The sequence below is a fragment of the Streptomyces sp. NPDC048825 genome, from assembly GCF_043198355.1.
GTDB lineage: Bacteria > Actinomycetota > Actinomycetes > Streptomycetales > Streptomycetaceae > Streptomyces > Streptomyces xiangluensis.
In genome coordinates this window covers 39,516-64,038 of the sequence record NZ_JBICUR010000011.1, presented here as the reverse complement: position 1 = coordinate 64,038, position 24,523 = coordinate 39,516, and the positions used below count along the sequence as shown (strand labels likewise).

Genomic DNA, 24,523 nt, shown 5'->3' with positions numbered 1-24,523 from the left:
ATGGGGTTCGAAGCTGCGGGTTCGTCCTGGCTGGTCGCGCCCACGCGGCGGAGCCGCATATGTCACAGCCCCGCGCCCCTGAGAGGGCCTACGGCCCCCTCTCTCAGGGGCGCGGATGCCTGGTCGATGGAACGTACGCCATCAGCCCGGGCTCTTTCCGTACGAGTGTCCCGACGACTCTGGAGAGCGTTGAAACGGTCCCGTGACGAGGCAGCGTCCGAGCTGTTCGCTGCCCTCTATCCACGTCTCGCCGGGTGGTGCCGGCGGCTCGTCGACGATGATGAGACGGCTCACGAGATCGCCTCCGAGGCGTTCACCCGGCTCTGGGCCCGGTGGACCTCCGTGGAGGAGCCCCGCGGGTTCCTCTACGTCACCGCGGCCAATCTCGTCCGGGACCACTGGCGCAAAATGGAGCGCGAGCGAAGAGCCGTGCGCCGTGCCACCTCGGAGGCCGCCGTCCGGCCGCCGACCGAGCAGGCCGATCCCACGGTTCGGCTGCTTGTGCAGTCGTTGCCGGAACGACTGCGCGTACCGATCCTGCTGCACTACTACGCCGACATGCCGATCCGGGAGGTGTCCGCACTGACCGGCCGCAAGGAAGGAACCGTCAAGGCCGATCTCCACGCGGCCCGCGAACTGCTCCGCGCCCACCTGAGGAGGAGCCTTGACCACACGCTTTGACGACGGTGGCCCGGAGTTGGGCCCCGACGACCCCCTCGCGGTGATCCTCAGGCCGCCCTCCGACCATCTCGCCCCGCCCCCCGGCCGCTACGAGGCGATCCGCCGCGGCGCGGCCCGCCGCCGACTGCTGCGCGCCGCGGCCGGGGCCGGCCTGTCGTGCGCGGTCGCCGCTCTCGTCGCCCTGCCGCTGCTGAGATCCTCCGGGGGGCCCGCGACGCCGACGCCTCCACTCGCCCCCCCTCCCGCGACCAGCCCTTCGACCCCGCCCACGCCGTCCGACTCGGGGATCCCTTCGGAGGCGTCCCCCGAGCCCTCCAGCCCCGAGCCCACCCGCGACAGCCCTACGGGCGCCTCCGAGGTCCCGTCACCTCCGCTCACCTCCACCTCTATTCCCACCCCCACCTCCACCCGCGCCCCATCGCCGACACCGACCGCGACCTCGGCCCCGACGCCGGCCCCGACGTCGGATCTCGCCGAGCCGACGACAGCGCCGAGTGGAACGCCTGGAGACGCTGGAGAACCCTGACCTCAGGCCTTCTCCGCAACGGCGCCCAGTTGGGGTACGGCCGGGGTGTCCGTTCCGGCTTCCGGTCGCCACCGCGAGCAGGAGACAAGGCCCGGCTCCAGAAGCGTGAGGCCGTCGAAGTACGTGGCGATCTCCTCCCTGCTGCGGGCGGTGACCGGCGGCTTGGCGTTGGCGTTCCAGAAGGCCATCGCCTCCAGCTGGAGATCGCCGCCGAGTTCGGGTTCCGTGGTGGGGTGGGTCAGGACGAGGACGCTGCCGGGGGCGAGCGCCGCCACGAGCCGGCTCGTGATGGACCGGGCCTCGGCACCGTCGAGGACGAAGTTGAGGATGCCGAGCAGCATCAGCGCGACCGGCTCGGTGAAGTCGAGGGTGCCGCCCGCGATCCGCAGGATGGCGTCCGGGTCGTGCACGTCGGCGTCGATGTAGTCGGTGGCGCCTTCGGGGGTGCTGGTCAGTAGGGCGCGGGCGTGCGAGAGCACGATGGGGTCGTTGTCGACGTACACGATCCGTGACTCGGGTGCGATCCGCTGGGCGATCTCATGCGTGTTCTCCATGGCCGGCAGCCCGGTGCCGATGTCGAGGAACTGGCGTATGCCGCGCTCCTCGGCCAGGAAACGCACCGCACGGCTCAGGAACGCCCGGTCGGCGCGGGCGATGTCGCGGATGACGGGGATCATCCCGGCAACGTGGTCGCCCACCTGCTCGTCGACGGGGTAGTTGTCCTTGCCGCCCTGCCAGTAGTTCCATACGCGGGCGTTGTGCGCCGTCCCCGTGTCGATGCGGGTCTCTATGCCGTCGGGCTGGTTCTCGCTCACGTCGTCCTCTCCTCGTACGTCCTCGTACGCCCAAGGGCCGGATGGCGCCGGGCAACTGGGCCCTGGTGCCGGGCACTTGGTCACGGCCGTGGTACGGCCTGCCGGTGGGCGTCATTCTGCCGCCCTGGTCGTCGTAGGTTTGTGGAGGATGCCGGTCGGCGGACGATGCCGACCGGCTGGAACTCCCCCGGGAGGTGGCCGTGTTCCGAGGCCCTGGGTGGCGGATCGACGGGCTGACGGGACTTGCCGTGAGCCCCCGCTCGCTGCTGCGACGGCGTCCCGCCGCACGTCCGAGGCTCGAACCGCTCGAGCCGTGGGAGCAGGAGGTCGACGAACAGACCGCGCGCGCCCACACCCGTACCGGCATCCGGGGGTTCCCGTACCGTCCGCGCCGCGCGGAGGACGTGCCCGGCGGCGCGCTCGAGGTGCTGCGCCAGACGGTCGGAGTCAGCGATTTCCGGGACGTGTTCGTCGTCCCTGCCCACACCCGGCCCGGCCGCCTCGGAGGCAGCCGCCTTCACCTGCTGACTCCGGCCGGCGTGCTCGGTTTCGGGCCCGGCGGAGTGGCCCTGTGGGTCGGTGCTCCCGCCGAGCCCGGAGTGCGGGTGGCCCTGCGTCCGGAGCAGGTGGCCGCGATCGAGATGGCGCACGCCCTGCTGTACGCCCGTCTGACGATCCTCGCTACGGACGCGCGCCTGAACATCCACTACAACGCGGTCGCCGAGCATGAGCTGCACCCCTTGGTGCTGTCCCTTCGCCGCCGCGTCGCCCCCACCGAGCTGGACCTGCCCGACGCTCCCGTACCGAACGCCGGACTCCCGTACAAATGGCGAAACCTGCTCACCTCGCCCACGGCACGCCTGAACGACGGCGACCCGGTCGCCGTCGTCGCCGGCCCGCTGCCGGTGCCCCTGCGCGCGGATCCCGCGTACGCCGCTGTCGTACTCACCCCGCGCGAACTCGTCGTCCTCGCCGACCCCGTTCACGCCGATCGATCCGGTGGCCGCCACGGCCTGGACACCCACTGCATTCCGCGCACCCGGATCGAGCAGGTACGCATGGACGGCCCGCTCCTGCGAGTCCGCGTCTGCGGAGCGGACCTCCAACTGCCGCTGGGCGAACGGCTTTCGGCGCGGGCTGTGCATGCCTTCGCCCGGCACTTGCCGGTCGGGCCGTAGGCCAGGTGTACGGGTTCCTGTCGTCGCTCGCGTCGCTCAATGCCGCGGTTCCCAGCGGAACCGCCGCTGAACGCCGTACACGGCCACGCCCGTCCACGCCAAGGCGACGAGCATCGCCCGGACCTGTTCCACAGCGCCCAGATCTCCCGTCCAGCCGCCCCGCAGCAGGTCCATCACCGGAGAGAACGGAAGCCAGGCGGCGACGTCGGCCGCCGCGTCCGGCAGCAGCTCGCGCGGCGCGAAGACCCCGGAGGCGGCCATGGTCACCAACAGGAACGGCAGAAACGTCAGCTGCGCACTCTCCGCCGTCCGGGTGAACGCCGCGGTCAGCGCCGCCGCGGCGACCAGCATCGCCACGCCGATGAGCAGGCCGGCCACCACCAGGTGCCAAGCGGCCGGTGCGTTCGCGTCCAGGAACACGGTCATCCCGGCCCCCAGCAGCACGGACTGCACGAGCACCAGCAGAAGCGCCGGGAGCGCGCCGCCGGCGAGGATCTCCCAGTCGCGCAGTTCGCCGGTGCGCAGCCGCTTGAGCACGAGGCCCTCGCGGCGCACGACGTACACGCCGACCAGGTTCGTATAGACGGCGAAGAACAGCGCATTGGCGAGCGCGGCGGGCAGCATGACCGTGGCCACCGACAGGCCGGTGCCCTCGAGGTCCAGCCCGTTGACCATGCCGCGCATCGCGAAGGCGACCGCGCTGGGCAGGATCACCGCGTTGACCAGGGACGCCCTGCTCCGCAGCAGCAGCGTCAGCTCGGCGCGGCCGAGGGCGGCCATACGGGCCGCGGCGGTGCGCTGTGGGGTCGTGGCCGTAGCCGAAGCCAAGGGCTCTTGTGCGGTACGGGCTGCTGATGTCATCGTCGCGTCCCCTCGCGCTCCGGGCCCTTGCTCTCCAGGCCCTTGTCGTTCTCCAGAACCTCGCCCTCCAGGCCCCTGCTCTCCAGACCCTTGGCGATCTCCATGAACGCCTCCTCCAACGTCGCCGACCGGGCGTCGAGGCCGCGCAGCTCCACGCCCTCGTCGCGGGCCCACAACAGCAGTGCTGTCGCGGTCCGTTGAAGATCGCCGGTCTCCAGCCGGACCATCCGGCCGGACTGCCGGTGACCGGTCACGCCCAGCGCCGCGAGCGGCGGCAGATCGCCGAGAAAGCGGTCGAGGGGCAGCTCGAAGCTGATCCGGGAGGGCCGCTCGGCGACCACGTCGGCAACCGTGCCGGACGTGGCGATCAGCCCCCCGTGCATGATCGCCAGCCGGTCGGCCAGCTCCTCCACCTCCTCCAGGTAGTGCGTGGTGAGCAGCACCGTCGTGCCCTGCTCCTTCAGCTCACGGACCAGCTCCCACGTATCGCGGCGGGACTGCGCGTCCAGGCCGGTCGTCGGCTCGTCGAGGAAGAGCACCTCCGGCCGCCCCAGCAGCGCCAGCGCGAGATCGAGCCGACGCCGCTCCCCGCCGGAGAGCTGCTTGACCCGTACCGCCCCCCGCCCGGACAACCCGGTCAGCTCCAGAGCCTCCGCCTCCGGCCGGGCACCGCTGGTACAGCCCGCCCACATCCGTACGGTCTCCATGACCGTCAACTCCGTAGGGAAGCCGCCCTCTTGGAGCATCACCCCGATACGGGGGCGGACGGCGGCCCGTTCCCGGTACGGGTCGCGGCCGAGCACCCGGACGGTCCCGGCGGCGGGGGCGGCCTGGCCCTCCAAGAGCTCCAGGGTGGAGGTCTTGCCGGCGCCGTTGGTCCCGAGGAGAGCGAAGAGCTCGCCCCGGGCGACCGTGAGGTCGACGCCGCGTACGGCCTCGAAGCCCTGATAGCGCCGCCGCAGCCCGGCGGTCTCGATGACTGTGTCCATGTACTCCAGGCTTGCGGTGTGCAGGGGCCGTTGGGAGTGCGGTCTGTCATGGGACCTCGTGACATCTGTCATCAACGGGGTGGTGGCCGATGGTTGGTGGCCGATGAGTTGTGGCCGTGGGTGGCTTCCGCCGGCCGGGCAGCCCGTCAGGCCCGTCTCCGACTGGTCTGTCGAGAGGATCGCCGGAGCGACGGGTTTCGGCACGGCCGCGAATTTCCGGACGATCTGCCGAAGAGAGGTGGGTGTGACCCCGACCGCCTACCGGAAGTCGCATGGTCCGAGCGGTTCCGCCTGTCGGCAGGAACGGCCGGGGGTACTCATGAAGGACCGGGACCACTTCACCACTGAAACGGGACCACGATGACCTTCAGCGCTTCCCCCGCCAGGCCTTCCGAACCCGCTTCCTCCACCCGCCGTCCGAACGTCCTCGTCTTCCTCACCGACCAGCAACGCTGGGACACCACCGGCATTCACGGGAACCCCCTGGGCCTCACTCCGGCCCTCGACCGGCTCGCCGCGGACGGCGTGAGCGTGGACCGTTCCTTCACCTGTCAGCCCGTCTGCGCGCCCTCGCGCGCCTGCCTCCAGACCGGGCAGTACCCGACCACCACCGAGGTCTTCCGCAACGGGCTCCCTCTCCCGCGGGACACCCCGGCCCTGGCCCGCGTGTTCCGGGACGCGGGCTACGCCACCGGTTACATCGGCAAGTGGCACCTGGCCGGCGGCGGTACGACAGGTCCGGTGCCGGCGGAAGACCGGGCCGGATACGAGTACTGGCTCGCCGCCAACCTTCTCGAGTTCACCTCGGACGCCTACGAGACCACGCTGTACGACGGCAACGGCACCCCGCACCACTTCGACGGCTACCGCGCCGACGCGCTCGGCATCGCCGCGATCGAATTCATCGACCGCGACCGCGACCGCGACCGGGACCGGGACCGGGACCGGGACCGGGAGAGTGACCGGGACCGGGACCGGCCGTTCTTCCTCTTCCTGTCGTTCCTGGAGCCGCACCACCAGAACTCCCGCGACGACTATCCGGCTCCGACCGGCTACAGCGACCGCTACAACGCCCCCTGGGTACCCTCCGACCTCGCGGCCCTCGGCGGCGGCAACTGGGCCCAGCACCTGCCCGGTTACTACGGAATGGTGCGCCGACTGGACGAGGTGCTCGACCGCATCGTCTCCGTCCTTCAGCGACGCGGGGAACTGGACGACACGGTCATCCTCTTCACCTCCGACCACGGCTGCCACTTCAAGACCCGCAACAAGGAGTACAAACGCAGCGTCCACGACGCCTCCGTACGCGTGCCCACCGTGCTCCGCGGACCAGGGCTGCGCGGCGGCGTACGGCTGCCGGAACTGGTCGGCCACGTCGATCTGCCGCCCACCCTGTTGCAGGCGGCGGGCGTGCCCGTGCCCCCACAGATGCAAGGGCGTTCCCTGCTGCCGCTGCTGCACGGCGGAGACCCCGACTGGCCGCGGGAGGTACTCATCCAGATCAGCGAATCGGAGGTCGGCCGAGCCTTGCGTACGGAGCGCTGGAAGTACGCCGCGACCGCCCCGGGCGCCGACCCCTGGAACGATCCGCGCGCCGACCGCTACCAGGACGCCTACCTCTACGACCTGCACTCCGACCCCGACGAACTGACCAACCTCGTGGCCGACCCGGCATACGAGGACGTCCGGGCAGACCTGAGGCAGCGGCTCGTACAGCGCATCGTTGAGAGCGGCGAACCGCGCCCCGTGATCACGGCGGGAGAGCGGGTCCCGACGGACGCGCCCGAATGACGGGCCGACGACCGGACGGGCCGACGACCGGACGAGCCGACGACCGGCCCGCCACAGCGCGCACAGAGCGCGCCCGCCGCCGCGTCGTGAAGTGATGCGGCGGCACAGCTGGACGACGCATGGGGCCGTCCGGGACGGCTACGGCGGTGGTGGTGGACTCCCGGGAACCTTCTCGGCGTCTGCTCGGTCCGGCCACGCGGAGCCGGTGGCGAGCGGCGGTCGGGGGGACGGGGCGGGCAGGCCGAGGAGGCGTCCCCTGACGGCGGCGGCGAGCAGCGCCGGGTGGAGCAGGCCCGCCGGCGAGCCGACGAGGTGGTAGACCCGGTCCATGGCGCGCTGGGCCCGCAGGTTGCCGTGTGCGGCGAGCCGGTCCACCTCCCCCGACCAGCGGCCGAACAGTGCGTCGACGCCCGAGGCGGGGTTGTCGCCGGTGTGGCGGAGGTCCTCACCGGTCGCGATGGCCCAGGGGAGGTCCGCGGCCCGGTGCAGCCGACGCATCAGCCGCCGCTCCCATCCCGGCCGTGCTCCCGCGGCCAGCGTCTGCCGCAGGAGCAGTGCCTGGGTCGCGGCGACGGTGATGCCCTGGCCGTAGACCGGGTTGAAGGCGCACAGAGCGTCACCCACGGCCAGAAGGCCGCCCGGCCAGTGCGGCACGCGGTCGTAGCGGCGACGCACGTTGTGGGTGCGGCGGTGGACGGTGATGTCGCCGAGCGCACGGGCGCTGCGGGTGAAGTCGGCAAGCGCCGGATCCCGCAGCCGGGCCAGGAAGGTGTCGAAACCGGCCTGGTCGCGAGGCGGCCGGTGGTCTCCGGCGCCCACCGCCGCCACCAGCCAGCGCCCGCCCTCGACGGGCAGTGCCACCCCGCCGGCCGGTGCGCTGCCGGGAACCGGCAGCATGACGATGCCCGCCACCCGGCCGAGGTGATCGGGCGGTGCGGCATACATCTGTCCGGCGTAGCCGAACCCGGCGTCGACGACGGTGGTCGCAGGCTCCTCGATTCCCCACCGCGCCAGCCAGTGGGGCAGTCGGGAGCTGCGCCCGGAGGCGTCGACGACGAGGCCGGCTCTGACGGGCGGAGCGTCGAAGCACTCGACGAGCCAGCCGCCGCCGGGTGCGGTGGTGGTACGGCTCAGGCCGCGCACCCGCGCGTCGCCGCGCAGCTCCACTCCGGGCAACTCCGCCACCCGCTGCCTGACCAGGTGCTCGACCAACGGGCGGGTGGCGGAGACCAGTTCGAAAGCGGGTGTGCCGAACGGCGCCCATCCGCGTTCGCCCAGCCACGCCAGGTCGCCCGTGTCCAGAGGGACCCCGCCGGCGGCGACCAACTGCGCGCGCAGTCCAGGAAGCAGCTCTTCGATCACGCGCAGCCCGCGATGCAGCAGCACATGCGGCTGACGGCCCTGAGGGACACCGCCACGTGGGACGGGACCCCCGCCGTGCTGGTCCTGTTCGAGGACGATGACCGGGCGGCCGATCGTCCCGATCACCGCTGCCGTCAGCAGCCCGGCCATGCCGGCTCCGATGACGACGGTGTGTTCGCTGCTCATGCCGGCTACACCAGCCGGAAAAGGAGTCGCCGCATCTGCTTCAGCCACGACAGCGGCACAAAACGCCAGAGCGGGGCACCGGCGGACAACGGTATATGCCCGCGGAGTACGGCCCCGTAATCGAGTGACGCGGCGTGCGGAAAATATCCGGGTCTGCAGGAAACAATATCCTTGAATCCTTTGCGGTGGTAATACCGAAGTTGCGGGTCCCGGGGGAGGCTATGACGTCTTTCACGCATATACACGTCCGCCGGCGTGTCCGGGTTGGCGCGTTTCCAGGATCGCAGGCCGGGCATCGGGGATCCGAGATAGATGTCACGCCATCCATGCTTGAGAGCGTGCGGCCAGAAGAACTCGAATATGGCGGTCACCGCATCCGCGTCGACACTGCTCAGGCTGATCCCGAAAAGGGATCCGGTTACTGTCGAAGCAGGCTTCTCCACCCGGGCGCAGTCGGCCCAGGTGACTGCCGAGCGCAACTGCGCGGTCGTAATGGGTTTCATGAACAGCGAGGCCAGTGCCGCTCCGCCCGCCGGTTCGAACGCCCCTATGCTCAACCGCGGATACGCCTGGATGCGGGCGGCCAGCTCCGCGCGATCGGCTGCCTGGTCCTGCTCCCACTTCGCCTGCTCCAGCGCGATGAGCGCCTCGACGTCACCCGGCCGCAGAAAGCGGACCTCGACAGAACCTGTGGAGGGAACCGATTCTTCTCCGGGATGGCTCTGCGTCATTCGGCGCGGACTGGCCATGGCCATGCGGCTCTCCTCGAAAACCGGATCTCTGTGCAGCGCAATACTCCTTACCGATCGTCTGTTCGGGGAAGCCCCTCGGCGCTATTGACGGGATCTGCACATCAGACGTTCTCCGCGGGTTCACATTCGAAATGGCGCATTAACCCGAAGTGCGGGTCGGATGTGATCCCGGTTACATATTCCGGCTGCACCGCGATTTCCGAGTATTCTTCTGGCGGCGTTCGCAGCGCCTGCCCGGGATTCGTTGTGGGCGGGTTGCCGTTGATTCTCCGCGCAAAAGCGCGAAGGAATTCCGCGAGCGTGCGGCGGACGCCGCAGAACCTTCCCGCACGGGTACGTCCCCCGGAGCCGGGGCCGCGACTTCGACGGTGTGCTGGGCGGGCGGCCTGGGAACCTGCGAGAAACCGGAAGGACCCCAAAGAAGTGACAGAGACTTCCGAGTTCCGGCCGCTGCCGGAAGCCACGGGTGTTCCCGTGGCCCACCTGCACCGTGAGACTCCGGCGGTCTTCCGCGGGATGGCCTCGGACTGGCCGGCTGTCAGCACCTGGACGTTCCCTTATCTCGCCTCCCTCGCCCCGTCGCTGCCGGTGCAACTCGTCGCGGGCAACAGGGAAAAGGACCGCACGGCATTCACCCGGTCGACACTTGGTGAGTACCTGGAACCCCTGACGAGGGGCTCCTCGGCTGGTCATGGCCAGACCTACCTGAAGGAGTTCGACCTTCTCAAGCAGTTCCCCGGGCTTCGGGGTGATCTGAGGCATGAGCGGATGTTTCCGCGCGGCTCCGTCACCTCCTGCAGCTCATGGATCGGGCCTGCCCGGGCACGAACCGGCCTGCACCACGACCTGCTGGACAACTTCGCCGTCCAGATCGCGGGAACGAAGCGCTTCTACTTGGCGCGCCCCGGCACCGTGGAACGAGCCGGAGCGCTCTCCACCAAGTACGACAGCTGGGCACGGCTGTCACGGGTGGGCATCGCCGAGCTGGCTGCCGACGGCGACCCGGCCGCCGGCGACGACTTCTTTGCCGTGGATCTCGAACCGGGCGATGTGCTCTACGTCCCCGCGCGCTGGTGGCATGAGGTTGTCAACCTCAGCGCAGGCATCCTTCTCAGCGGATTCTTCGGCTCCAGAATGCGAGTGGCGTCGCTCTGGGCACGCGTCCGCCTGCGCGACACCCTGCATCGTGCGGGGCTGCTCAGCCCGGAAAACTGCACGTGCCACGCAGAGCGCCGTGGTGCTCAACGCCAGTGAGGGGACAGAAGCCCTGATCCACCTGGCCATGACCGGTGGCGTCTTAGGGCGTCGACCTGCGGTTTTGTGAAACACGAGCGTCGGACGCGGTGTCGAACTCGATATGGCGCGTTCAGCAAAACGCAAGGCGAATAAGTTCGCTGACTTGCGATAACGCAGAGTCGGTGGTGCCCCCAACGGGATTCGAACCCGTGCTACCGCCTTGAAAGGGCGGCGTCCTAGGCCGCTAGACGATGAGGGCTGGGGCCTGCCTGGGCGCCTCGCGGCGCGTCGGGGACGTCAGCAGCATATGGGATGCCGGGAGGGATCGGCAAAACGGATTAGGAGGAGGGAGAGGGAGAAGGGGAGGGCGAGGGGGAACCCGGCGACTGTGATGGGGAGCCAGGCGACGGTGATCGGGAACCCGGCGACGGTGATGGGGAGCCAGGAGACGGTGACGGGGACGCGCCCGGCCGGTTCTCCTCCGGCAGGTGGCGGCTGACCTCCGCCGTGGTCAGGCCCAGGCCGCCCAGCTTGATCTCGTCCCAGGCCTGGAGGCGGCGGGTGTCTCGGTCCAGGTAGAGGATCGACGTCTCGATGGGGTCGGGGTACTGCTGCTCCAGCGCCCGCAGCCCGCTGCCGCCCGTCGAACCCTCGATCCGCAGGCGCGTGCCGTACTTCATGATCTCCATCTCCGGATGGTGGAGGTGGCCCGCCAGCACGAGCGGTACGTCGCCGTCCACCTCGCGCGCGGCGTCCGGGTTGTGCGCGACGGCGATGTCCACAGGCGTGCCCGCCGCCTCCTGGTCGCGGAGCGCGGAGGCCAGGCGGGCGCCCGCCAGCTCCTCCGAGGCGGTCACCTCCTTCGAGCGGTCGGGGGTGAACTGCGGGTCGCCCATGCCCGCGAACCGCAGGCCCGCGACCGACACGGCGCGCCCCTCGTCCAGCACGTGCACGTTCTCCATGTCCTCCAGATAGGCCTGCGTATCCCGCGAATCGTGGTTGCCGCGCACCCATACGTACGGAGCGCCCAGGTCGGCGGCCGGGTCCAGGAAACCGTTCTCCGCCGCGGAGCCGTGGTCCATGGTGTCGCCGGAGTCGACGATCACATTGATCTTGTACTGCTTCACCAGCGAGGCGATGATCTTCCAGCTCGCCGGGTTGAGATGGATGTCGGAGACGTGCAGGACGCGGATGGTGGAGGGGTCGGGGGCGTACGCGGGGAGCGTGGACGTGGCGTCGTACAGCTTCGTCACGTTCGTCACCAGGCGCGCCAACTCCTTCTGGTAGACGTCGAATTCGCTGACGATGCTGCGGGCGTTGCCGACCACTGAGGGGGCACTGCTCAGCAGGCCCGAGAACTTCGGCTCCAGGACCGACTTGGGGTTCCAGGTCGCGAAGGCCGTCGCTCCGGAGGCCGCCAGAAGGGTGAGGGCCAGGCCGCCGGCCGCCAGGGCGCGGCGCGGGCGGCGGTAGACGGCGAGGCCGAGTGCGGTGGCCCCGGAGACGACGGCGACGCCGGAGCGTACGGCCAGGTCGAGCGTGCCGTGGCCGACGTCGCGGGTGACCTCGTCCTGGAGGCCGGAGAGCCGTTCGGGGTGGTCGACGAGGGCCTGGGAGCGGACGGGGTCGAGCTGGTCCACGTCGACGTCCAGGCGGATCGGCGCGACATGGCTGCGCAGTTCGAGGGCGCCCAGCGGCGAGACGTTGATCTTCGTGCCGCCGGTGAAGGAAGGACGCAGGGTCATGGTGGTGTCCATGGGGCCGACCGGGGCGCGTACGTTCCCCACGATCAGCAGGCCCAGCCACGCCCCGACCAGGACGACGGTGATCAGGCCCAGGGCGCGGGTGTAGGGGTGCGGCTGGTGGACGAGTTCGATGACCGGGTGGGTGTGTCGAGCGCGATAGTGACGTACGAGCGCACGTGGCGCCTTGCGTACGCGGTGCAGAGCGGCGGCGGGGACGCGGGCCATTGATCCCGTATGCCCAAGTCCGGGGCCGGATATGCCGCCCGATCGGGGCCTCCTACGGCTCTCGCGGGCGACGTCCGTACCTGACAATGGCTCTGTGCTGGAGATGACGCGCGAGGAGTTCGAGGAACTGGTCGCCGAGGCCCTGGACCGGATCCCGCCGGAGCTGACACGGCTGATGGACAACGTGGCGGTGTTCGTCGAGGACGAACCGCCGAGCGAAGATCCCGAGCTGCTCGGGCTGTACGAGGGGACTCCGCTGACGGATCGCGGTGAGTGGTACGCCGGTGTGCTGCCGGACCGGATCACCATCTACCGGGGGCCGACGCTGCGGATGTGCGAGTCGCGGGAAGACGTCGTGGCCGAAACGGAAGTGACGGTGGTTCATGAGATCGCCCACCACTTCGGGATCGACGACGCGCGGCTGCACGCCCTCGGATACGGATGAGATCCGTACCGTACGACTGTTGAAAACTGTTCTTCGGGCGGCGTGTCCTCTTGCGGGCGGCAGGAGTTGGGCAGGGGGACTGCTTGTCCCCGCCCCGGAGGTGGCTGCCCGTGCGCGCCATGTACGTACCCGTCCATCTGGCCGCCGCGGCACTGGCCGTCACGGCGACCGCCGGCTGCATGAACGTCAGTGATGACGACGACGATGCGAGCAAGGCCAGGCCCTCGCACTCCGCGGGGCAGCAGGCCGGTGAGGCGCCCGAGGGCGGTTCGGCCGTGACGGGCGGCGGTGGTGGCTCCGGGCAGGGCGGGGCGGGTGACGAAGAACACGGTTCCGCGGAGTCCGCCCACTCGGCGCCGGGGGACGGCGGCGGGGACGGGCCGAGGTCGCCGTCTCGGGACGACGGGAGCGGCTCCTCGTCGCCGTCCGAGCCGGGGAAGAAGAGGCCGAAGCCGCAGGCTCCCGAGCCGACGAGGGCGCAGCCCACACCGACCCGTACGACTCCGAATCCCCGGCCGAAGCCCCCCAAGCCGCCGAAGGAGTCGCCCACCCCGTCGCCCACTCCGACCACCGCCGAGCCGTCGTCCTCGGCGCACCCGGATCCCACGCCGCAGCTCGCGGAGCGGGAGCCGGCGCCACATGCGGGCGTGAGCGGCTGACCAGGGTGACCACGGCTGACGTGGGGCCGACCGGCCCGGGCCGACCGGGGCTGACCTGGGGTTATCGGCTCAGTTGCCGCTCAATTTGCCTTGAGGGTCGGAGGGTGCGTATCTTGGTAGATCGTTTGATCCCATTTGCCCGGCGCCAAAGCAGAGCGCGCCGTGTGGCGCGTACTCTCCCTTGCCGTGGCTGGATCGCATTGAGGCGGTCGAATTGCGAACACGGAGTTGACGGGCGCGTGCCGACGAGACTCCGGAAGGTTTCGCATTCGCATGTCCATTTCCAGTACTGATCACGTCGTCGTGCCCGAGAACGAGGCAGTCGACGTCACCGACGCGGCCGAGGCCGCCGAGCAGGAGACCCCCGAGGTCACCTTCGGCGACCTGGGCCTGCCCGACGGTGTCGTGCGCAAGCTCGCGCAGAACGGCGTGACGGTCCCCTTCCCGATCCAGGCCGCGACCATCCCGGACGCCCTGGCCGGCAAGGACATCCTCGGCCGTGGCCGCACGGGCTCCGGCAAGACCCTCTCCTTCGGTCTGCCGCTGCTCGCGCAGCTCTCCGGCGGCCACACGGAGAAGAAGAAGCCCCGCGGCATCATCCTCACCCCGACCCGTGAGCTCGCGATGCAGGTCGCGGACGCCCTCCAGCCGTACGGCGATGTGCTCGGCCTGAAGATGAAGGTCGTCTGCGGCGGTACGTCGATGGGCAACCAGATCTACGCCCTCGAGCGCGGCGTCGACATCCTCGTCGCCACCCCGGGCCGTCTGCGCGACATCATCAGCCGCGGCGCCTGCTCCCTGGAGAACGTCCAGGTCGCCGTGATCGACGAGGCCGACCAGATGTCCGACCTGGGCTTCCTGCCCGAGGTCACCGAACTCCTCGACCAGGTCCCGGCCGGCGGCCAGCGCATGCTGTTCTCGGCCACGATGGAGAACGAGATCTCCACGCTGGTCAAGCGCTACCTGAGCAACCCGGTCACGCACGAGGTCGACAGCGCCCAGGGCAACGTCACGACGATGTCCCACCACATCCTCGTCGTGAAGCCCAAGGACAAGGCGCCGGTCACCGCCGCGATCGCCTCCCGCAAGGGCCGCACGATCATCTTCGTTCGTACGCAGCTGGGCGCCGACCGTATCGCCGAGCAGCTGCGTGACGCGGGCGTGAAGGCCGACGCGCTGCACGGCGGTATGACGCAGGGCGCGCGGACGCGGACGCTGGCCGACTTCAAGGACGGTTACGTCAACGCGCTCGTCGCCACCGACGTCGCTGCCCGCGGTATCCACGTCGACGGCATCGACCTGGTCCTGAACGTCGACCCGGCCGGTGACCACAAGGACTACCTGCACCGTTCCGGCCGTACGGCCCGCGCGGGCCGCTCCGGCACGGTCGTGTCGCTGTCCCTGCCGCACCAGCGGCGGCAGATCTTCCGCCAGATGGAGGACGCGGGCGTCGACGCCTCGCGTCACATCATCCAGGGTGGTGCCGCCTTCGACTCGGAGGTCGCGGAGATCACCGGCGCCCGCTCGATGACCGAGGTGCAGGCCGAGTCGGCGGGCAACGCCGCGCAGCAGGCCGAGCGCGAGGTCGCCCAGCTCACCAAGCAGCTGGAGCGTGCGCAGCGGCGTGCCTCCGAGCTGCGCGAGGAGGCGGACCGGCTCCTCGCCCGCGCCGCACGCGAGCGGGGCGACGACCCGGAGGCCGCGCTCGCCGAGGCCGCCGCCGTCGTGGAGGCCGCCGCGGCCGAGGCCGCGCTTGCCGCCTCCGTGCCGGAGCAGGCGTCCGCACCGGCGTACGAGCAGTCGCGTCAGCGCCGTGACGAGCGGGGCAACTACGAGCGCCGGGACCGTCGTGACGGTGACCGGGGTGGGTTCCGTCGTGACGACCGCCGTGACGAGCGTCGTGATGGTGACCGGGGCGGTTTCCGTCGGGACGACCGCAGGGACGGTGACCGTGGCGGTTTCCGTCGCGACGACCGTCCGTCGGGCGGCTCGGGTGGCTTCCGTCGCGATGACCGGCGTGACAACGACCGGGGTGGCCGTTCGTTCGACCGCCGTGACGGTGAGCGTGGCGGTTTCCGCCGGGACGACCGCCGTGAGGGTGACCGTCCGTCGGGTGGCTCGGGTGGCTTCCGTCGTGACGACCGCCGTGATGGCGACCGTGGCCGTTTCCGTCGCGACGACCGTCCGTCGGGCGGCTCGGGTGGCTTCCGTCGCGATGACCGCCGTGACGGCGACCGTCCCACCGGTGGCTTCCGCCGGGACGACCGTCCCTCCGGCCACCGGGGCAGCGACCGCCCGTTCAACCGCGACCGTCAGGGCGACCGTCCCTCCGGCGGCTTCCGTTCCGGCGGCCACGACCGCCCGTACGGCCGTCGTGACGACCACCGTGGCGCAGGTTCCGGCTCCGGTTCCGGCTCCTCGTTCGGCCGTCGCGACGACAAGCCGCGCTGGAAGCGCAACGGCTGACCCGATCTCCCGCTGACAGGGCCCGGACGACTTCGGTCGTCCGGGCCCTGCGGCGTTCGCGGGCCGTGAGCCAGCCGGCTTACGGGGGACTTATTTTTGGCCAAACCGTGCTCATCCGTGGCGCATGTCATGCCCCCGGCGCGGGAAACGCTCCGGGCATGACAACACCGTCCCCACCCTCCGGCGCCAGCGACGCCTCCGTCGCCGCCCCCACAACGGCCACCGCGCCGGCCGTCTCCGACGAGGAACGGCTGGCGCAGCTCGGCTACACCCAGGTCCTCGCCCGCCGTATGTCCGCGTTCTCCAACTACGCGGTCTCCTTCACGATCATCTCCGTGCTGTCCGGGTGCATGACCCTCTACCTGTTCGGCATGAACACCGGTGGCCCCGCCGTGATGATGTGGGGCTGGGCGGCGGTCGGCCTGATGACGCTGTTCGTCGGCCTCGCGATGGCCGAAATCTGTTCGGCGTATCCGACCTCCGCGGGCCTGTACTTCTGGTCGCACCGGCTGGCACCCCCGCGTACCGCAGCCGCCTGGGCCTGGTTCACAGGCTGGTTCAACGTCCTCGGCCAGGTCGCGGTGACCGCCGGGATCGACTTCGGCGCGGCCTCTTTCCTGGGCGCTTACCTCAATCTGCAGTTCGACTTCGAGGTCACACCCGGCCGTACGGTCCTGCTCTTCGCCGGAATCCTCGTCCTCCACGGCCTCCTCAACACCTTCGGCGTACGCATCGTGGGCCTGCTCAACAGCGTCAGCGTGTGGTGGCACGTGGTGGGCGTCGTGGTCATCGTGGGCGCGCTCACCTTCGCCCCGGACAGCCACCAGTCGGCGTCCTTCGTGTTCACGGAGTTCGTGAACAACACGGGGTGGGGCAGCAGCCTGTACGTCGTCCTCCTCGGCCTGCTGATGGCGCAGTACACCTTCACCGGGTACGACGCCTCCGCGCACATGACGGAGGAGACACACGACGCGTCCACGGCGGGCCCGAAGGGCATCGTGCAGTCGATCTGGACGTCGTGGATAGCGGGCTTCGTCCTCCTGTTGGGCTTCACCTTCGCGATCCAGTCGTACGACGGTGCCCTCGAGTCCGCCACAGGTGTGCCGCCCGCGCAGATCCTCCTCGACGCGCTCGGCGCGACGGCGGGCAAGCTGCTCCTGCTGGTCATCATCGGCGCCCAGCTGTTCTGCGGCATGGCGTCCGTGACCGCCAACTCCCGCATGATCTATGCCTTTTCGCGCGACGGGGCATTGCCCTTCTCACACGTCTGGCACACGGTCAGCCCGCGCACCCGCACGCCTGTCGCGGCCGTATGGCTGGCGGCGCTGGGAGCGCTGGTGCTCGGACTGCCGTACCTGATCAACGTGACCGCGTACGCGGCGGTGACGTCGATCGCCGTGATCGGCCTCTACATCGCGTACGTCATCCCGACCCTGCTCCGGCTCCGCAAGGGCGACAGCTTCGAACGCGGACCGTGGCATCTGGGCCGGTGGTCGGGCCTGATCGGCGTGATCGCCGTGGCCTGGGTCGTCGTCATCACGATCCTGTTCATGCTCCCCCAGGTCTCCCCGGTCACCTGGGAAACCTTCAACTACGCCCCCATCGCCGTAGCCGTGGTGCTCGGCTTCGCCGCCGCGTGGTGGTACGCCTCGGCACGCCACTGGTTCCTCAACCCGGACCACGAAAAAACCCACGCCCGAGAGGCGGCCCGCGCGAACGCCCCGGAACCGGTAGATCCCTGACCCTTCGACCCACCCACCGTGGCCGGGACCCCGATACCCGATCGGAGACCCGGCTACGTCCGGCTATGCTCGGGGGAGCAACATCGCCAGGGCCCTTAGCTCAATTGGCAGAGCAGTGGACTTTTAATCCATTGGTTGTGGGTTCGAGTCCCACAGGGCCTACGGATGCGGGGGAGGGGTTACCCCTTCTGACCTGCTACGCAGCGTCCGGGTCGGCTGCGGCTGGTTCGGGCGCTGCTACGTTTTCGGGCCCGTGCGTGAGCGATGCGTGAGCGGATGTGCCGGTGGCCTGCGGATTGGCTGCGGCTTGGGCGGACGGTTCGGCAGACACCGCCGGATAACCCCCTCGAACTGATCCCGCAGCCGCTGGGGGTACGGGCCGTACTCGCCTACCGGCAAGAACGGGTCGACCAACTTCCATTGCTCATCGGTGAGTTGCCTACGCATCACGACCTTCGGGCGGCAAGCGCGGCGGAGCGGCTTGTGATGGGCTCGTCCCCAGGTGGGGTGTGCCGGTGCGGTCTGCGCTGGGCGAGCGCTGGATCACTCCGCCGGAGCGGCCGGCGTCGTCTGGGTCAGCACGCAGACCCAGCGCCTGCGGCGGCGGACGTACACGTCCGTCGTCCACTCGTCGGCGTCGTACCGCTCGCCGCCGTAGTGCGCCGTGTTCGTCACTCGCGCCGACCAGACCGCCGTGTCGCCGTAGACCCGTACCCTGGCCGGGCCCACGCGCTCCATCGCCGAATGCGAGAGTGCGCCGGAGCGCACCAGCGACAACAGCTTGTCGCGGCCGTCGATGCCGGTCGGCGCGACCATGCACCACTCCTCCGCCATGAACTCCGCCATCGCGTCGGCGTCGTCGGCGACGATCGCCGCTGCCCAGGCGTCGGCCACGCGCTCGATCTCCCGCAGCTCCGCCTCAGTCCCGTACTCCTCGGTCATCGGGCCCCTCCTCGTCCCGGCTGTGCGTACTCTTCAACGGAGCGTGGATGTCGATCAGTTGGTCGTGTTGCACAACGTACGCGCCGCCAAGAACGTCGGCTGGTCACCGGCGACGACGCCGGGCAGCCGCAGCCGCCACGGAGGGAGCAGCAGATGCTGGGAGTGTCCAACCTTTCCACCTACGCCCTGGGGACGCTCCTCATCATTCTGCTGCCGGGGCCCAGTTCCCTCTACACGCTGTCCGTGGCGGCACGGCGCGGTGTGCGGACCGGTTACCGGGCCGCGGCGGCGCGGCGGGCGTGTTCATCGGCGAGGCCCTGCTGATGCTGCTCACCGCCGCGGGGCTCTCTTCGCTGCTGCGCGCCAACGAGCTCGTCTTCTCCGTCATCAAGTACGCGGGGGCCGGCTATCTGGGCTGGATCGCGTTCGGGATGATCCGCGGGGCATGGGAGATGTGGCACACCCGCAAGGTGGAAGCACCTGCCCAGGGTCCAGAGGGCGCCCAGGACGGCGAGCGGCCGTTTCGTCGGTCGCTGCTGATCACTCTGCTCAACCCGAAGGCGATCCTGTTCTTCATCTCCTTCTTCGTGCAGTTCGTCGACCCGTCCTATCCGCACCCGGTGCTGTCCTTCGGGCTGCTCGCGCTGATCTACCAGGTGATCAGCATCAGTTACGTGACCCTGCTGATCCTCGGGGGCACGTATGTCTCGGCCCAGTTCCGCCGCAGGCGGCGCCTGTCGGCGGGTCTGACCAGCGGAGCCGGCGCCCTCTTCCTCGGGTTCGCGGCAAAGCTCGCCACTACGGGCAACTGACGTACCGAGGAGCGACCGCCCAACGCGGGGGACAGCCAGGCAGGGGCGGGCCGGGGCTTGATGCCGCCAGCACTCCGGGGACTGGGGTCTTTCCCGTGGTGACTACGACGACGTCGAACTGACGCGGCCCAATCGGTGGGCCGGAGAGCTGCCAGGTGGGACATCGCGGTGGCTGTGAGCTGGCGTGCCTCTCCGACTCCGCGACTGGCACCCCGAGAAGAAGCGGGGCGGTCGGCGGTCGGCCGCCGAGTAGCCGACGGGCCGGGGTGACTCACGCTGAAGGCGCGGCGCGATGCAACGCGCGGCCCCTTCAGGCGTTCGGTTCGTCCTCTTCGGGCGCGTCGCTGGCTGGCTCCGGCATTCCGATGACGTACGTACCCTTCGCGGGCAGAGTGGCGACGAGCCCTCGTTTCCGGAGTTCGACGACGGCCCGGCGCACGGTGCCGATGCTCACGCGGTACAGCTCCGTCATCGCTCGCTCGCCCGGCAGCGCGGCGCCCTGCGGCAGCTTGCCGGACGCGATCTCCGCCGCGATGGCATCGGCGAGTTTCACGTACTCGTAGCGCGGAAGCTCACTCATCCTTCCACGGTGCCGCAGCCCAACGCGTATCGCAGGGGCCGAACGCGTCCCGACGCTGTGGGACGCGGTAATACGCAGAGGGGTGCAGGGGGACGCAGTTCCGGTATGGTCGAAAGGACAAGACCCCGGCGAGGTGGCCAGACCTCCCGGGGCACGGCCAACGCTGCATAGGAGCGTCGACATGCACGACCTTATCCGCCGCACCCTCGAATGGCTGCGCCTCCTCTTCGCCCCGGACACGGGCAAACGGCGCCGCCCCCACCGGCACCCTCACTTCTGCGTCCACCTCACCGTCGTACGCCGTCCCTCCTCTCCCCAACCCCCGAACCTTCCCCACCACCGCTCCCCGTACGGCCTCGTCACCCTCCTCGACGGCGCCGACTCCGCCCTCGTACGCCCCTACCTGGCCGCCCACGAACGGGAAGCCGCCCTACAACAACGCCGTCGCCTCGCCCTCGTCCTCGCCGCCGACTTCGGGATCGACCTCGACCGGCACCTGGTCGGCGCGCAAGAGGTGGCCGCCTGATGAAGCACATCACCGACCCCGCGGCGACCTCCAACTCCCCCCGTCTGCTGCCCTGGCCGTCCCCCGACGGCAATCCCTGCTACCTGATGACGGACAGCGGCGGCGGGTACGTCTCCCGCCTCGCCGACGACCTGGAAGCCGTACAGCTCGCCATGGGCGCCGACGTGCTCGGCCTCGCCCGCGCCGTGCTGGACGACCCCGCGTCGCCGTACACCGAGGTCCGCTACGCCGGCCTCCGGCTCGCCGAGTGCCTGACCGACGCCCTGCGCGTCGCCGAGTCCCGGGGCTTGCGCCTGCTCGCACCGGACACCGCGGGAACCGAGGACGCCGACGGCGTCGCGGAGGCCGAAGCGACCGAACGCAGCACGGCGTAACCGGCGACCGAGACCGGGGGCGGCCGTTCACGAACCGGCGGCCGCCCGGCTCCCGTTCCGGCCGTGAACGCGCCGACCGCCAGTCACCGACTCCGTGTCCGTGGTGGTTTCCGTGGTCAGCACGGAGGCGTCCGCACTCCGGTCAGGACAGGCTGTGACCACAGCGGCAGGGTCCAGCAGGGCCCACCGAGCCGCTCGGGACCCACGACCACAGGAGTGACCATGGCCGGCACCAAGAGCAGCTCGTACGAGGGATTCACGGCCGAGGAGCGGGCCGCGATGAAGGACCACGCCCAGGAGCAGAAGAAGGCGGCGCGTCGCGGGTCGCGTGCGGACAAGGCGGCGGAGGCGGAGCGGGACGTGCTCGCGAAGATCGCCGAGATGCCGGACTCGGACCGGATCATGGCCGAGCGCGTCCATGCCATCGTCAAGGCCAACGCCCCGGTCCTCGCTCCGAAGCTCTGGTACGGGATGCCCGCCTACGCACTGGACGGCAAGGTCGTCTGCTTCTTCCAGAGCGCCGCGAAGTTCAAGGCGCGCTACGCCACCCTCGGGTTCAACGACCCGGCGAAGCTGGACGAGGGCACGATGTGGGCGACCGCTTTCGCCCTGACCGAGGTGACGGACGAGGCGGAGGCACGGATCGCCGCACTGGTGAAGCAGGCGGTCAGCTGAAGGCACACACTGCGGCGGCTACCGGCTACCGGCTACCGGCTACCGGCTACCGGTCGGACTTGGGCGCCAGGCCGAGGCCGGCCAGCGCGGTCGCGCCGGCGGTGGCGTGGTCGCCGCCTGCGAGCAGCAGAGTGCGTGCCGACTGGTAGGGGCAGCCGGCCGCGTCGAACGCCGCCGCGGCGGCGAGTTGGCGCGGCAGGTCGCCGTCCAGCAGTGCCTCCGCGCGGTCCAGCTGGGCGGTGGCGACCGGGTTGCCGGTGACCACGGCGCGCGCGGCGTCGATCCGGGCCCGGGCGTCCGGGTGTCCGGCGAGCACCGCCGTCTCCGCGCGGAGCGACACGTACCAGTGGTGCCAGATCCAGCACACCCACTTCCACACTTCGTCCGGCTTCGGCGCGACCCGCTCCAGCGCGGCGTCCACCTCTCCATGGTGGAGCAGGACCATGGCGTCGAAGACCGCACCGTAGCCATGACGGTGCTGCTCCATCGCCGTGTCCGCCTGATCGACGACCGCGAGCCACGTCGCCCGCGCGTCCTGGTCGCCGCGCAAGCCGTGGATCATGGCCACCGACGCGGCTGCGGCGCCGAGGGAGAGTGAGCGCTGGCGGCCACTGTGCTCCCATGCGTCGAGGAACCTCACGCTGCGGGTGAGTACCTCGTCGGCATGGCCGGCGAACGCGTCCGCGGTCAGGATCCAGGACGTGGCGTGGTGGCCCGCCTCGGCCAGCAGCGGGTGGTCGGCGAGCTGCTTGCCCCACCGTCGGGCCTCCGGCAGCTCACCCACACCGAGGGCGGTTCCGGCGGCCATGGCGAGGGCGTCCATCAACTCGTGCGTACGGGCAGGAGCAGGCGGTACGGAAGCCAGGATGTCGATCCGGCGCCGGGCGAGCCCAGCGACGGCGAAGGCATCACCAGCCCAGCTCCGGGCGCCGGAGAGCGCGTCGAGGGCGGCCGACTCCGCCACCGGGTCGCCGGTGCGCCGGGCGAGCCCGACGGCCTGTTCGGCTCGCTCGACCGTCTCCTCAACGGTGTTTTCCGTGTCTCCCTGAATCGCGCCGTACGCGTCCGCGAGCACCGCCGCCTCGGCGAGCGCGACAGCCGCCTCGGCGGCCGGGGTGTCGCCGGACAGCTTTCGCGCCTCCGTGAGCATGGCGATCACCTCGTCCACAGGGGGAATGCGCGTGAACGAGGTGGAGAAGCGGTACGCGACAGTGGCGGCGTCCGCCAGGTCGCGGCCGGCACCGGCGCTGTCCCCGGCACGGCGGGCGGCCTCCGCGGCGGCACGATGCAGTCGGAACATGTCGTCGCCGAGCCTGCGGCACCCGGCCACTGAGGCGGCGTGCCGCAGCGCAGCGGCACCGGCGGCGTCGTCGGCGAGCCGGGCCGCCTGCTCGTAGCGCTGCTGGGCCTCGCCGAGCAGGTTGCGGGTGAACGCCAACGCGGCCAGGGACAGGGCGAGACGGCAGGCGTCCGCGCGCCGCTCCGGCTGTTCGGCGGCCCAGGTGAGAGCGGCTCTGAGGTCGTCCGCCAGAGCGTCGAACCGGGCGCGCCAGTCCGCGCCGCCGGCTCCCATGAGGGCCCTCGCGCCGGCCAGGCACCAGTCCATGTGGCGGGATCGGACGTCGATCAGCTCACCGGCGTCGGTGAGCCGCTCCGTCCCGTACTGGCGGATGGTCTCCAGCGGCTGGTAGCGGGTGCCGGACGCGGACGGTGTCACGGCGAGCAGGCTCTGCTCGGCAAGCCTGCCGAGCCCGTCCGTGACCGCGGCCGGATCCAGCGGGGCGAACCCGGCCACCGCAGTGGCCGCCTCGGCGGTGAACGGCACGGCGAACACCGACACCCGGCGCAGCAAGGCCTGATCCTGCGGCTCCAGCAGGTCATGGCTCCAGTCGAGGACCGCTCGCACCGACCGGTGCCTGTCGTCGGCGCGGGCCCCGCCGGTGAGGATCCGCAGCTGGTCGGAGAGGCCGGCCGTGAGGCCGTCGAGGCCGAGCGTGGACCACCGCGCCGCCGCCAGCTCGATCGCCAGCGCCATGCCGCCGAGCCGTTCGCAGACGGCCACGACTCCTTCGCTCACTGCCGGACCCGGAGGCTGGCCGACCGCCGCCGCCCGGTCCATGAACAGGGCCACCGCCTCCGAGTTGTCGCCGCCGGCCCGCGACAGGGGCGGGACCGGGAAGACCCGCTCGAACGGCACCATCAGCCGGGCCCGGCTCGTCACCAGCACCCGCAACCGCGGACAGGCCGTCAAGAGCCGCTCCACGAACGACGCCACCCCGTCGCGTACCTGCTCGCAGTTGTCCAGTACCAGCAGCGACCGGTGATCCGCCAGCGCGGCCGGCACCGCGTCGTCGATGCCACGCCCGGGCTGCTCCCCCACACCCACGGCCGCCGCGACCGCCGCCCCCACCCGCTCCGGATCGGTGACCGGGACCAGGTCGACGAACCACACCCCGTCGGCGAAGTCGCCGGCCACCTCCGCTGCCACCGCCAGCGCGAGCCTGGTCTTGCCGACCCCGCCCGGGCCGACCGCGGTCACCTGTCGGTGCGTCTTCACCGCCTCGGCCAACTCGGCACGCTCGCGCGCCCGGCCGACGAACGGCGTCAGCCGCGCCGGAAGAGCGGGTGCCGACCGCGACCGCTCGGCGTGGGCGGACTCGGCTGCGCGCCGGGAAAGCGCCCGCCGGTCCGGCACCTCCAGCTTGCGCAGCAGCGAGGAGACGTGCGATTCGACCGTACGTACGGAGATGACCAACCGCGCGGCGATCTCCGCGTTGCTGAGGTGCTCCCCGAGCAGCGCGAGCACTTCGGCTTCCCGGGACGAGATCACTGGAGTGGACACCGGCTCATTATCCGTTTATCCGTGGCGGTTTCCGTGGTCAGCACGGAGGTGGACCGCATCCGGTCCAGGAGAGGCTGTGGCCACAGCGATCGTGACCCCCGCCTACAGGAGTG

At 70.7% G+C, this 24,523-nt stretch carries 22 protein-coding genes, 2 tRNA genes and 1 pseudogene; 15 read left to right on the top strand and 10 right to left on the bottom strand.

What is annotated here, in order from left to right; all coding sequences use genetic code 11:
* Positions 1-189: 189 nt before the first annotated feature.
* Together ACGFNK_RS25530 and ACGFNK_RS25525 are read left to right on the top strand one after the other, a co-directional pair.
* Positions 190-681, top strand: a complete 492-nt coding sequence (locus ACGFNK_RS25530; protein WP_393419525.1) for an RNA polymerase sigma factor — start codon at positions 190-192, stop codon at positions 679-681.
* Positions 665-1,207 (top strand): hypothetical protein, encoded by a 543-nt coding sequence (locus ACGFNK_RS25525; protein WP_393419523.1) that lies wholly within the window; start codon positions 665-667, stop codon positions 1,205-1,207. The genes ACGFNK_RS25530 and ACGFNK_RS25525 overlap by 17 nt, the downstream gene beginning before the upstream one ends.
* A 2-nt stretch (positions 1,208-1,209) precedes the next feature.
* Here ACGFNK_RS25525 and ACGFNK_RS25520 read toward each other — a convergent pair whose 3' ends face one another.
* Positions 1,210-2,022, bottom strand: a complete 813-nt coding sequence (locus ACGFNK_RS25520; RefSeq protein ID WP_393419521.1) for an SAM-dependent methyltransferase — start codon at positions 2,020-2,022, stop codon at positions 1,210-1,212.
* Between the two features lie 200 nt (positions 2,023-2,222).
* Here ACGFNK_RS25520 and ACGFNK_RS25515 point away from each other — a divergent pair, with 200 nt between their 5' ends.
* Positions 2,223-3,200, top strand: coding sequence for a hypothetical protein (locus tag ACGFNK_RS25515; RefSeq protein WP_393419519.1), 978 nt, complete (start codon positions 2,223-2,225; stop codon positions 3,198-3,200).
* 36 nt (positions 3,201-3,236) lie between these two features.
* Here the strand turns inward: ACGFNK_RS25515 and ACGFNK_RS25510 are convergent, their stop codons facing one another.
* Positions 3,237-4,061 (bottom strand): ABC transporter permease, encoded by an 825-nt coding sequence (locus ACGFNK_RS25510; RefSeq protein ID WP_393419517.1) that lies wholly within the window; start codon positions 4,059-4,061, stop codon positions 3,237-3,239.
* Entirely contained in the window at positions 4,058-5,050 is a 993-nt protein-coding gene (locus ACGFNK_RS25505; RefSeq protein WP_393419515.1) for an ABC transporter ATP-binding protein, read from the bottom strand. The genes ACGFNK_RS25510 and ACGFNK_RS25505 overlap by 4 nt, the downstream gene beginning before the upstream one ends.
* Here ACGFNK_RS25505 and ACGFNK_RS25500 point away from each other — a divergent pair.
* A complete protein-coding gene (locus tag ACGFNK_RS25500) occupies positions 5,037-5,414 on the top strand; it encodes an AraC family transcriptional regulator (RefSeq protein WP_393419513.1) in 378 nt (125 codons plus the stop codon). The two genes, ACGFNK_RS25505 and ACGFNK_RS25500, sit on opposite strands and share 14 nt — an antisense overlap.
* Positions 5,411-6,841, top strand: coding sequence for a sulfatase-like hydrolase/transferase (locus ACGFNK_RS25495; protein ID WP_393419511.1), 1,431 nt, complete (start codon positions 5,411-5,413; stop codon positions 6,839-6,841). Before ACGFNK_RS25500 ends, ACGFNK_RS25495 begins: the two co-directional genes overlap by 4 nt.
* Before the next feature lie 138 nt (positions 6,842-6,979).
* Here ACGFNK_RS25495 and ACGFNK_RS25490 read toward each other — a convergent pair whose 3' ends face one another.
* Positions 6,980-8,389 (bottom strand): FAD-dependent oxidoreductase, encoded by a 1,410-nt coding sequence (locus ACGFNK_RS25490; protein ID WP_393419509.1) that lies wholly within the window; start codon positions 8,387-8,389, stop codon positions 6,980-6,982.
* A 5-nt stretch (positions 8,390-8,394) separates the two neighbouring features.
* On the bottom strand, positions 8,395-9,144 hold the full coding sequence (locus tag ACGFNK_RS25485) for a hypothetical protein (RefSeq protein WP_393419507.1): 750 nt from the start codon (positions 9,142-9,144) through the stop codon (positions 8,395-8,397).
* Positions 9,145-9,564: 420 nt separating this feature from the next.
* On the opposite strand from ACGFNK_RS25485, the gene ACGFNK_RS25480 reads away from it, so the two are divergent.
* Positions 9,565-10,395: a cupin-like domain-containing protein gene (locus tag ACGFNK_RS25480; protein ID WP_393419505.1), complete on the top strand. Its 831-nt coding sequence runs from the start codon at positions 9,565-9,567 to the stop codon at positions 10,393-10,395.
* A gap of 165 nt (positions 10,396-10,560) precedes the next feature.
* On the opposite strand, the gene ACGFNK_RS25475 is transcribed toward ACGFNK_RS25480, so the two are convergent.
* Both ACGFNK_RS25475 and ACGFNK_RS25470 read right to left on the bottom strand, forming a co-directional pair.
* Positions 10,561-10,636 (bottom strand) — tRNA-Glu (locus ACGFNK_RS25475).
* 79 nt (positions 10,637-10,715) lie between these two features.
* Positions 10,716-12,347, bottom strand: coding sequence for a metallophosphoesterase (locus ACGFNK_RS25470; protein ID WP_393419503.1), 1,632 nt, complete (start codon positions 12,345-12,347; stop codon positions 10,716-10,718).
* A gap of 94 nt (positions 12,348-12,441) precedes the next feature.
* On the opposite strand from ACGFNK_RS25470, the gene ACGFNK_RS25465 reads away from it, so the two are divergent.
* The 5 genes from ACGFNK_RS25465 (at position 12,442) to ACGFNK_RS25445 (ending at position 17,821) form a co-directional block, all read left to right on the top strand.
* Positions 12,442-12,792 (top strand): metallopeptidase family protein, encoded by a 351-nt coding sequence (locus ACGFNK_RS25465; RefSeq protein ID WP_393419502.1) that lies wholly within the window; start codon positions 12,442-12,444, stop codon positions 12,790-12,792.
* A gap of 119 nt (positions 12,793-12,911) precedes the next feature.
* Positions 12,912-13,451, top strand: coding sequence for a hypothetical protein (locus ACGFNK_RS25460; protein WP_393419904.1), 540 nt, complete (start codon positions 12,912-12,914; stop codon positions 13,449-13,451).
* A 273-nt stretch (positions 13,452-13,724) separates the two neighbouring features.
* A complete protein-coding gene (locus tag ACGFNK_RS25455) occupies positions 13,725-15,917 on the top strand; it encodes a DEAD/DEAH box helicase (protein WP_393419500.1) in 2,193 nt (730 codons plus the stop codon).
* A gap of 158 nt (positions 15,918-16,075) precedes the next feature.
* On the top strand, positions 16,076-17,659 hold the full coding sequence (locus tag ACGFNK_RS25450; RefSeq protein ID WP_393419498.1) for an amino acid permease: 1,584 nt from the start codon (positions 16,076-16,078) through the stop codon (positions 17,657-17,659).
* An 89-nt stretch (positions 17,660-17,748) separates the two neighbouring features.
* A tRNA-Lys gene (locus ACGFNK_RS25445) sits at positions 17,749-17,821 on the top strand.
* 381 nt (positions 17,822-18,202) lie between these two features.
* Here ACGFNK_RS25445 and ACGFNK_RS25440 read toward each other — a convergent pair.
* Positions 18,203-18,601: a DUF4440 domain-containing protein gene (locus ACGFNK_RS25440; RefSeq protein ID WP_393419496.1), complete on the bottom strand. Its 399-nt coding sequence runs from the start codon at positions 18,599-18,601 to the stop codon at positions 18,203-18,205.
* Between the two features lie 153 nt (positions 18,602-18,754).
* On the opposite strand from ACGFNK_RS25440, the pseudogene leuE reads away from it, so the two are divergent.
* Positions 18,755-19,413, top strand: a pseudogene (gene leuE, locus ACGFNK_RS25435) (leucine efflux protein LeuE).
* Positions 19,414-19,723: 310 nt separating this feature from the next.
* On the opposite strand, the gene ACGFNK_RS25430 reads toward leuE, so the two are convergent.
* On the bottom strand, positions 19,724-19,993 hold the full coding sequence (locus ACGFNK_RS25430; RefSeq protein WP_393419494.1) for a winged helix-turn-helix domain-containing protein: 270 nt from the start codon (positions 19,991-19,993) through the stop codon (positions 19,724-19,726).
* A gap of 181 nt (positions 19,994-20,174) precedes the next feature.
* Here ACGFNK_RS25430 and ACGFNK_RS25425 point away from each other — a divergent pair, with 181 nt between their 5' ends.
* The 3 genes from ACGFNK_RS25425 (at position 20,175) to ACGFNK_RS25415 (ending at position 21,568) form a co-directional block, all read left to right on the top strand.
* Positions 20,175-20,519: a hypothetical protein gene (locus ACGFNK_RS25425; protein WP_393419492.1), complete on the top strand. Its 345-nt coding sequence runs from the start codon at positions 20,175-20,177 to the stop codon at positions 20,517-20,519.
* Positions 20,519-20,893 (top strand): hypothetical protein, encoded by a 375-nt coding sequence (locus ACGFNK_RS25420; RefSeq protein WP_393419490.1) that lies wholly within the window; start codon positions 20,519-20,521, stop codon positions 20,891-20,893. The genes ACGFNK_RS25425 and ACGFNK_RS25420 overlap by 1 nt, the downstream gene beginning before the upstream one ends.
* A 222-nt stretch (positions 20,894-21,115) precedes the next feature.
* Entirely contained in the window at positions 21,116-21,568 is a 453-nt protein-coding gene (locus ACGFNK_RS25415) for an iron chaperone (RefSeq protein ID WP_393419489.1), read from the top strand.
* Positions 21,569-21,614: 46 nt separating this feature from the next.
* On the opposite strand, the gene ACGFNK_RS25410 is transcribed toward ACGFNK_RS25415, so the two are convergent.
* Positions 21,615-24,410 (bottom strand): ATP-binding protein, encoded by a 2,796-nt coding sequence (locus tag ACGFNK_RS25410; protein WP_393419487.1) that lies wholly within the window; start codon positions 24,408-24,410, stop codon positions 21,615-21,617.
* Between the last annotated feature and the right edge of the window lie 113 nt (positions 24,411-24,523).

What these genes read in the sequence shown, in the direction of transcription:
- ACGFNK_RS25510 (WP_393419517.1), bottom strand. Translation starts at nt 4,061, where the DNA reads ATGACATCAGCAGCCCGTACCGCACAAGAGCCCTTGGCTTCGGCTACG.
- ACGFNK_RS25500 (WP_393419513.1), top strand. Translation starts at nt 5,037, where the DNA reads ATGACTGTGTCCATGTACTCCAGGCTTGCGGTGTGCAGGGGCCGTTGG.
- ACGFNK_RS25505 (WP_393419515.1), bottom strand. Translation starts at nt 5,050, where the DNA reads ATGGACACAGTCATCGAGACCGCCGGGCTGCGGCGGCGCTATCAGGGC.
- ACGFNK_RS25495 (WP_393419511.1), top strand. Translation starts at nt 5,411, where the DNA reads ATGACCTTCAGCGCTTCCCCCGCCAGGCCTTCCGAACCCGCTTCCTCC.
- ACGFNK_RS25490 (WP_393419509.1), bottom strand. Translation starts at nt 8,389, where the DNA reads ATGAGCAGCGAACACACCGTCGTCATCGGAGCCGGCATGGCCGGGCTG.
- ACGFNK_RS25485 (WP_393419507.1), bottom strand. Translation starts at nt 9,144, where the DNA reads ATGGCCATGGCCAGTCCGCGCCGAATGACGCAGAGCCATCCCGGAGAA.
- ACGFNK_RS25470 (WP_393419503.1), bottom strand. Translation starts at nt 12,347, where the DNA reads ATGGCCCGCGTCCCCGCCGCCGCTCTGCACCGCGTACGCAAGGCGCCA.
- ACGFNK_RS25460 (WP_393419904.1), top strand. Translation starts at nt 12,912, where the DNA reads ATGTACGTACCCGTCCATCTGGCCGCCGCGGCACTGGCCGTCACGGCG.
- ACGFNK_RS25455 (WP_393419500.1), top strand. Translation starts at nt 13,725, where the DNA reads ATGTCCATTTCCAGTACTGATCACGTCGTCGTGCCCGAGAACGAGGCA.
- ACGFNK_RS25450 (WP_393419498.1), top strand. Translation starts at nt 16,076, where the DNA reads ATGACAACACCGTCCCCACCCTCCGGCGCCAGCGACGCCTCCGTCGCC.
- ACGFNK_RS25440 (WP_393419496.1), bottom strand. Translation starts at nt 18,601, where the DNA reads ATGACCGAGGAGTACGGGACTGAGGCGGAGCTGCGGGAGATCGAGCGC.
- ACGFNK_RS25430 (WP_393419494.1), bottom strand. Translation starts at nt 19,993, where the DNA reads ATGAGTGAGCTTCCGCGCTACGAGTACGTGAAACTCGCCGATGCCATC.
- ACGFNK_RS25425 (WP_393419492.1), top strand. Translation starts at nt 20,175, where the DNA reads ATGCACGACCTTATCCGCCGCACCCTCGAATGGCTGCGCCTCCTCTTC.
- ACGFNK_RS25420 (WP_393419490.1), top strand. Translation starts at nt 20,519, where the DNA reads ATGAAGCACATCACCGACCCCGCGGCGACCTCCAACTCCCCCCGTCTG.
- ACGFNK_RS25415 (WP_393419489.1), top strand. Translation starts at nt 21,116, where the DNA reads ATGGCCGGCACCAAGAGCAGCTCGTACGAGGGATTCACGGCCGAGGAG.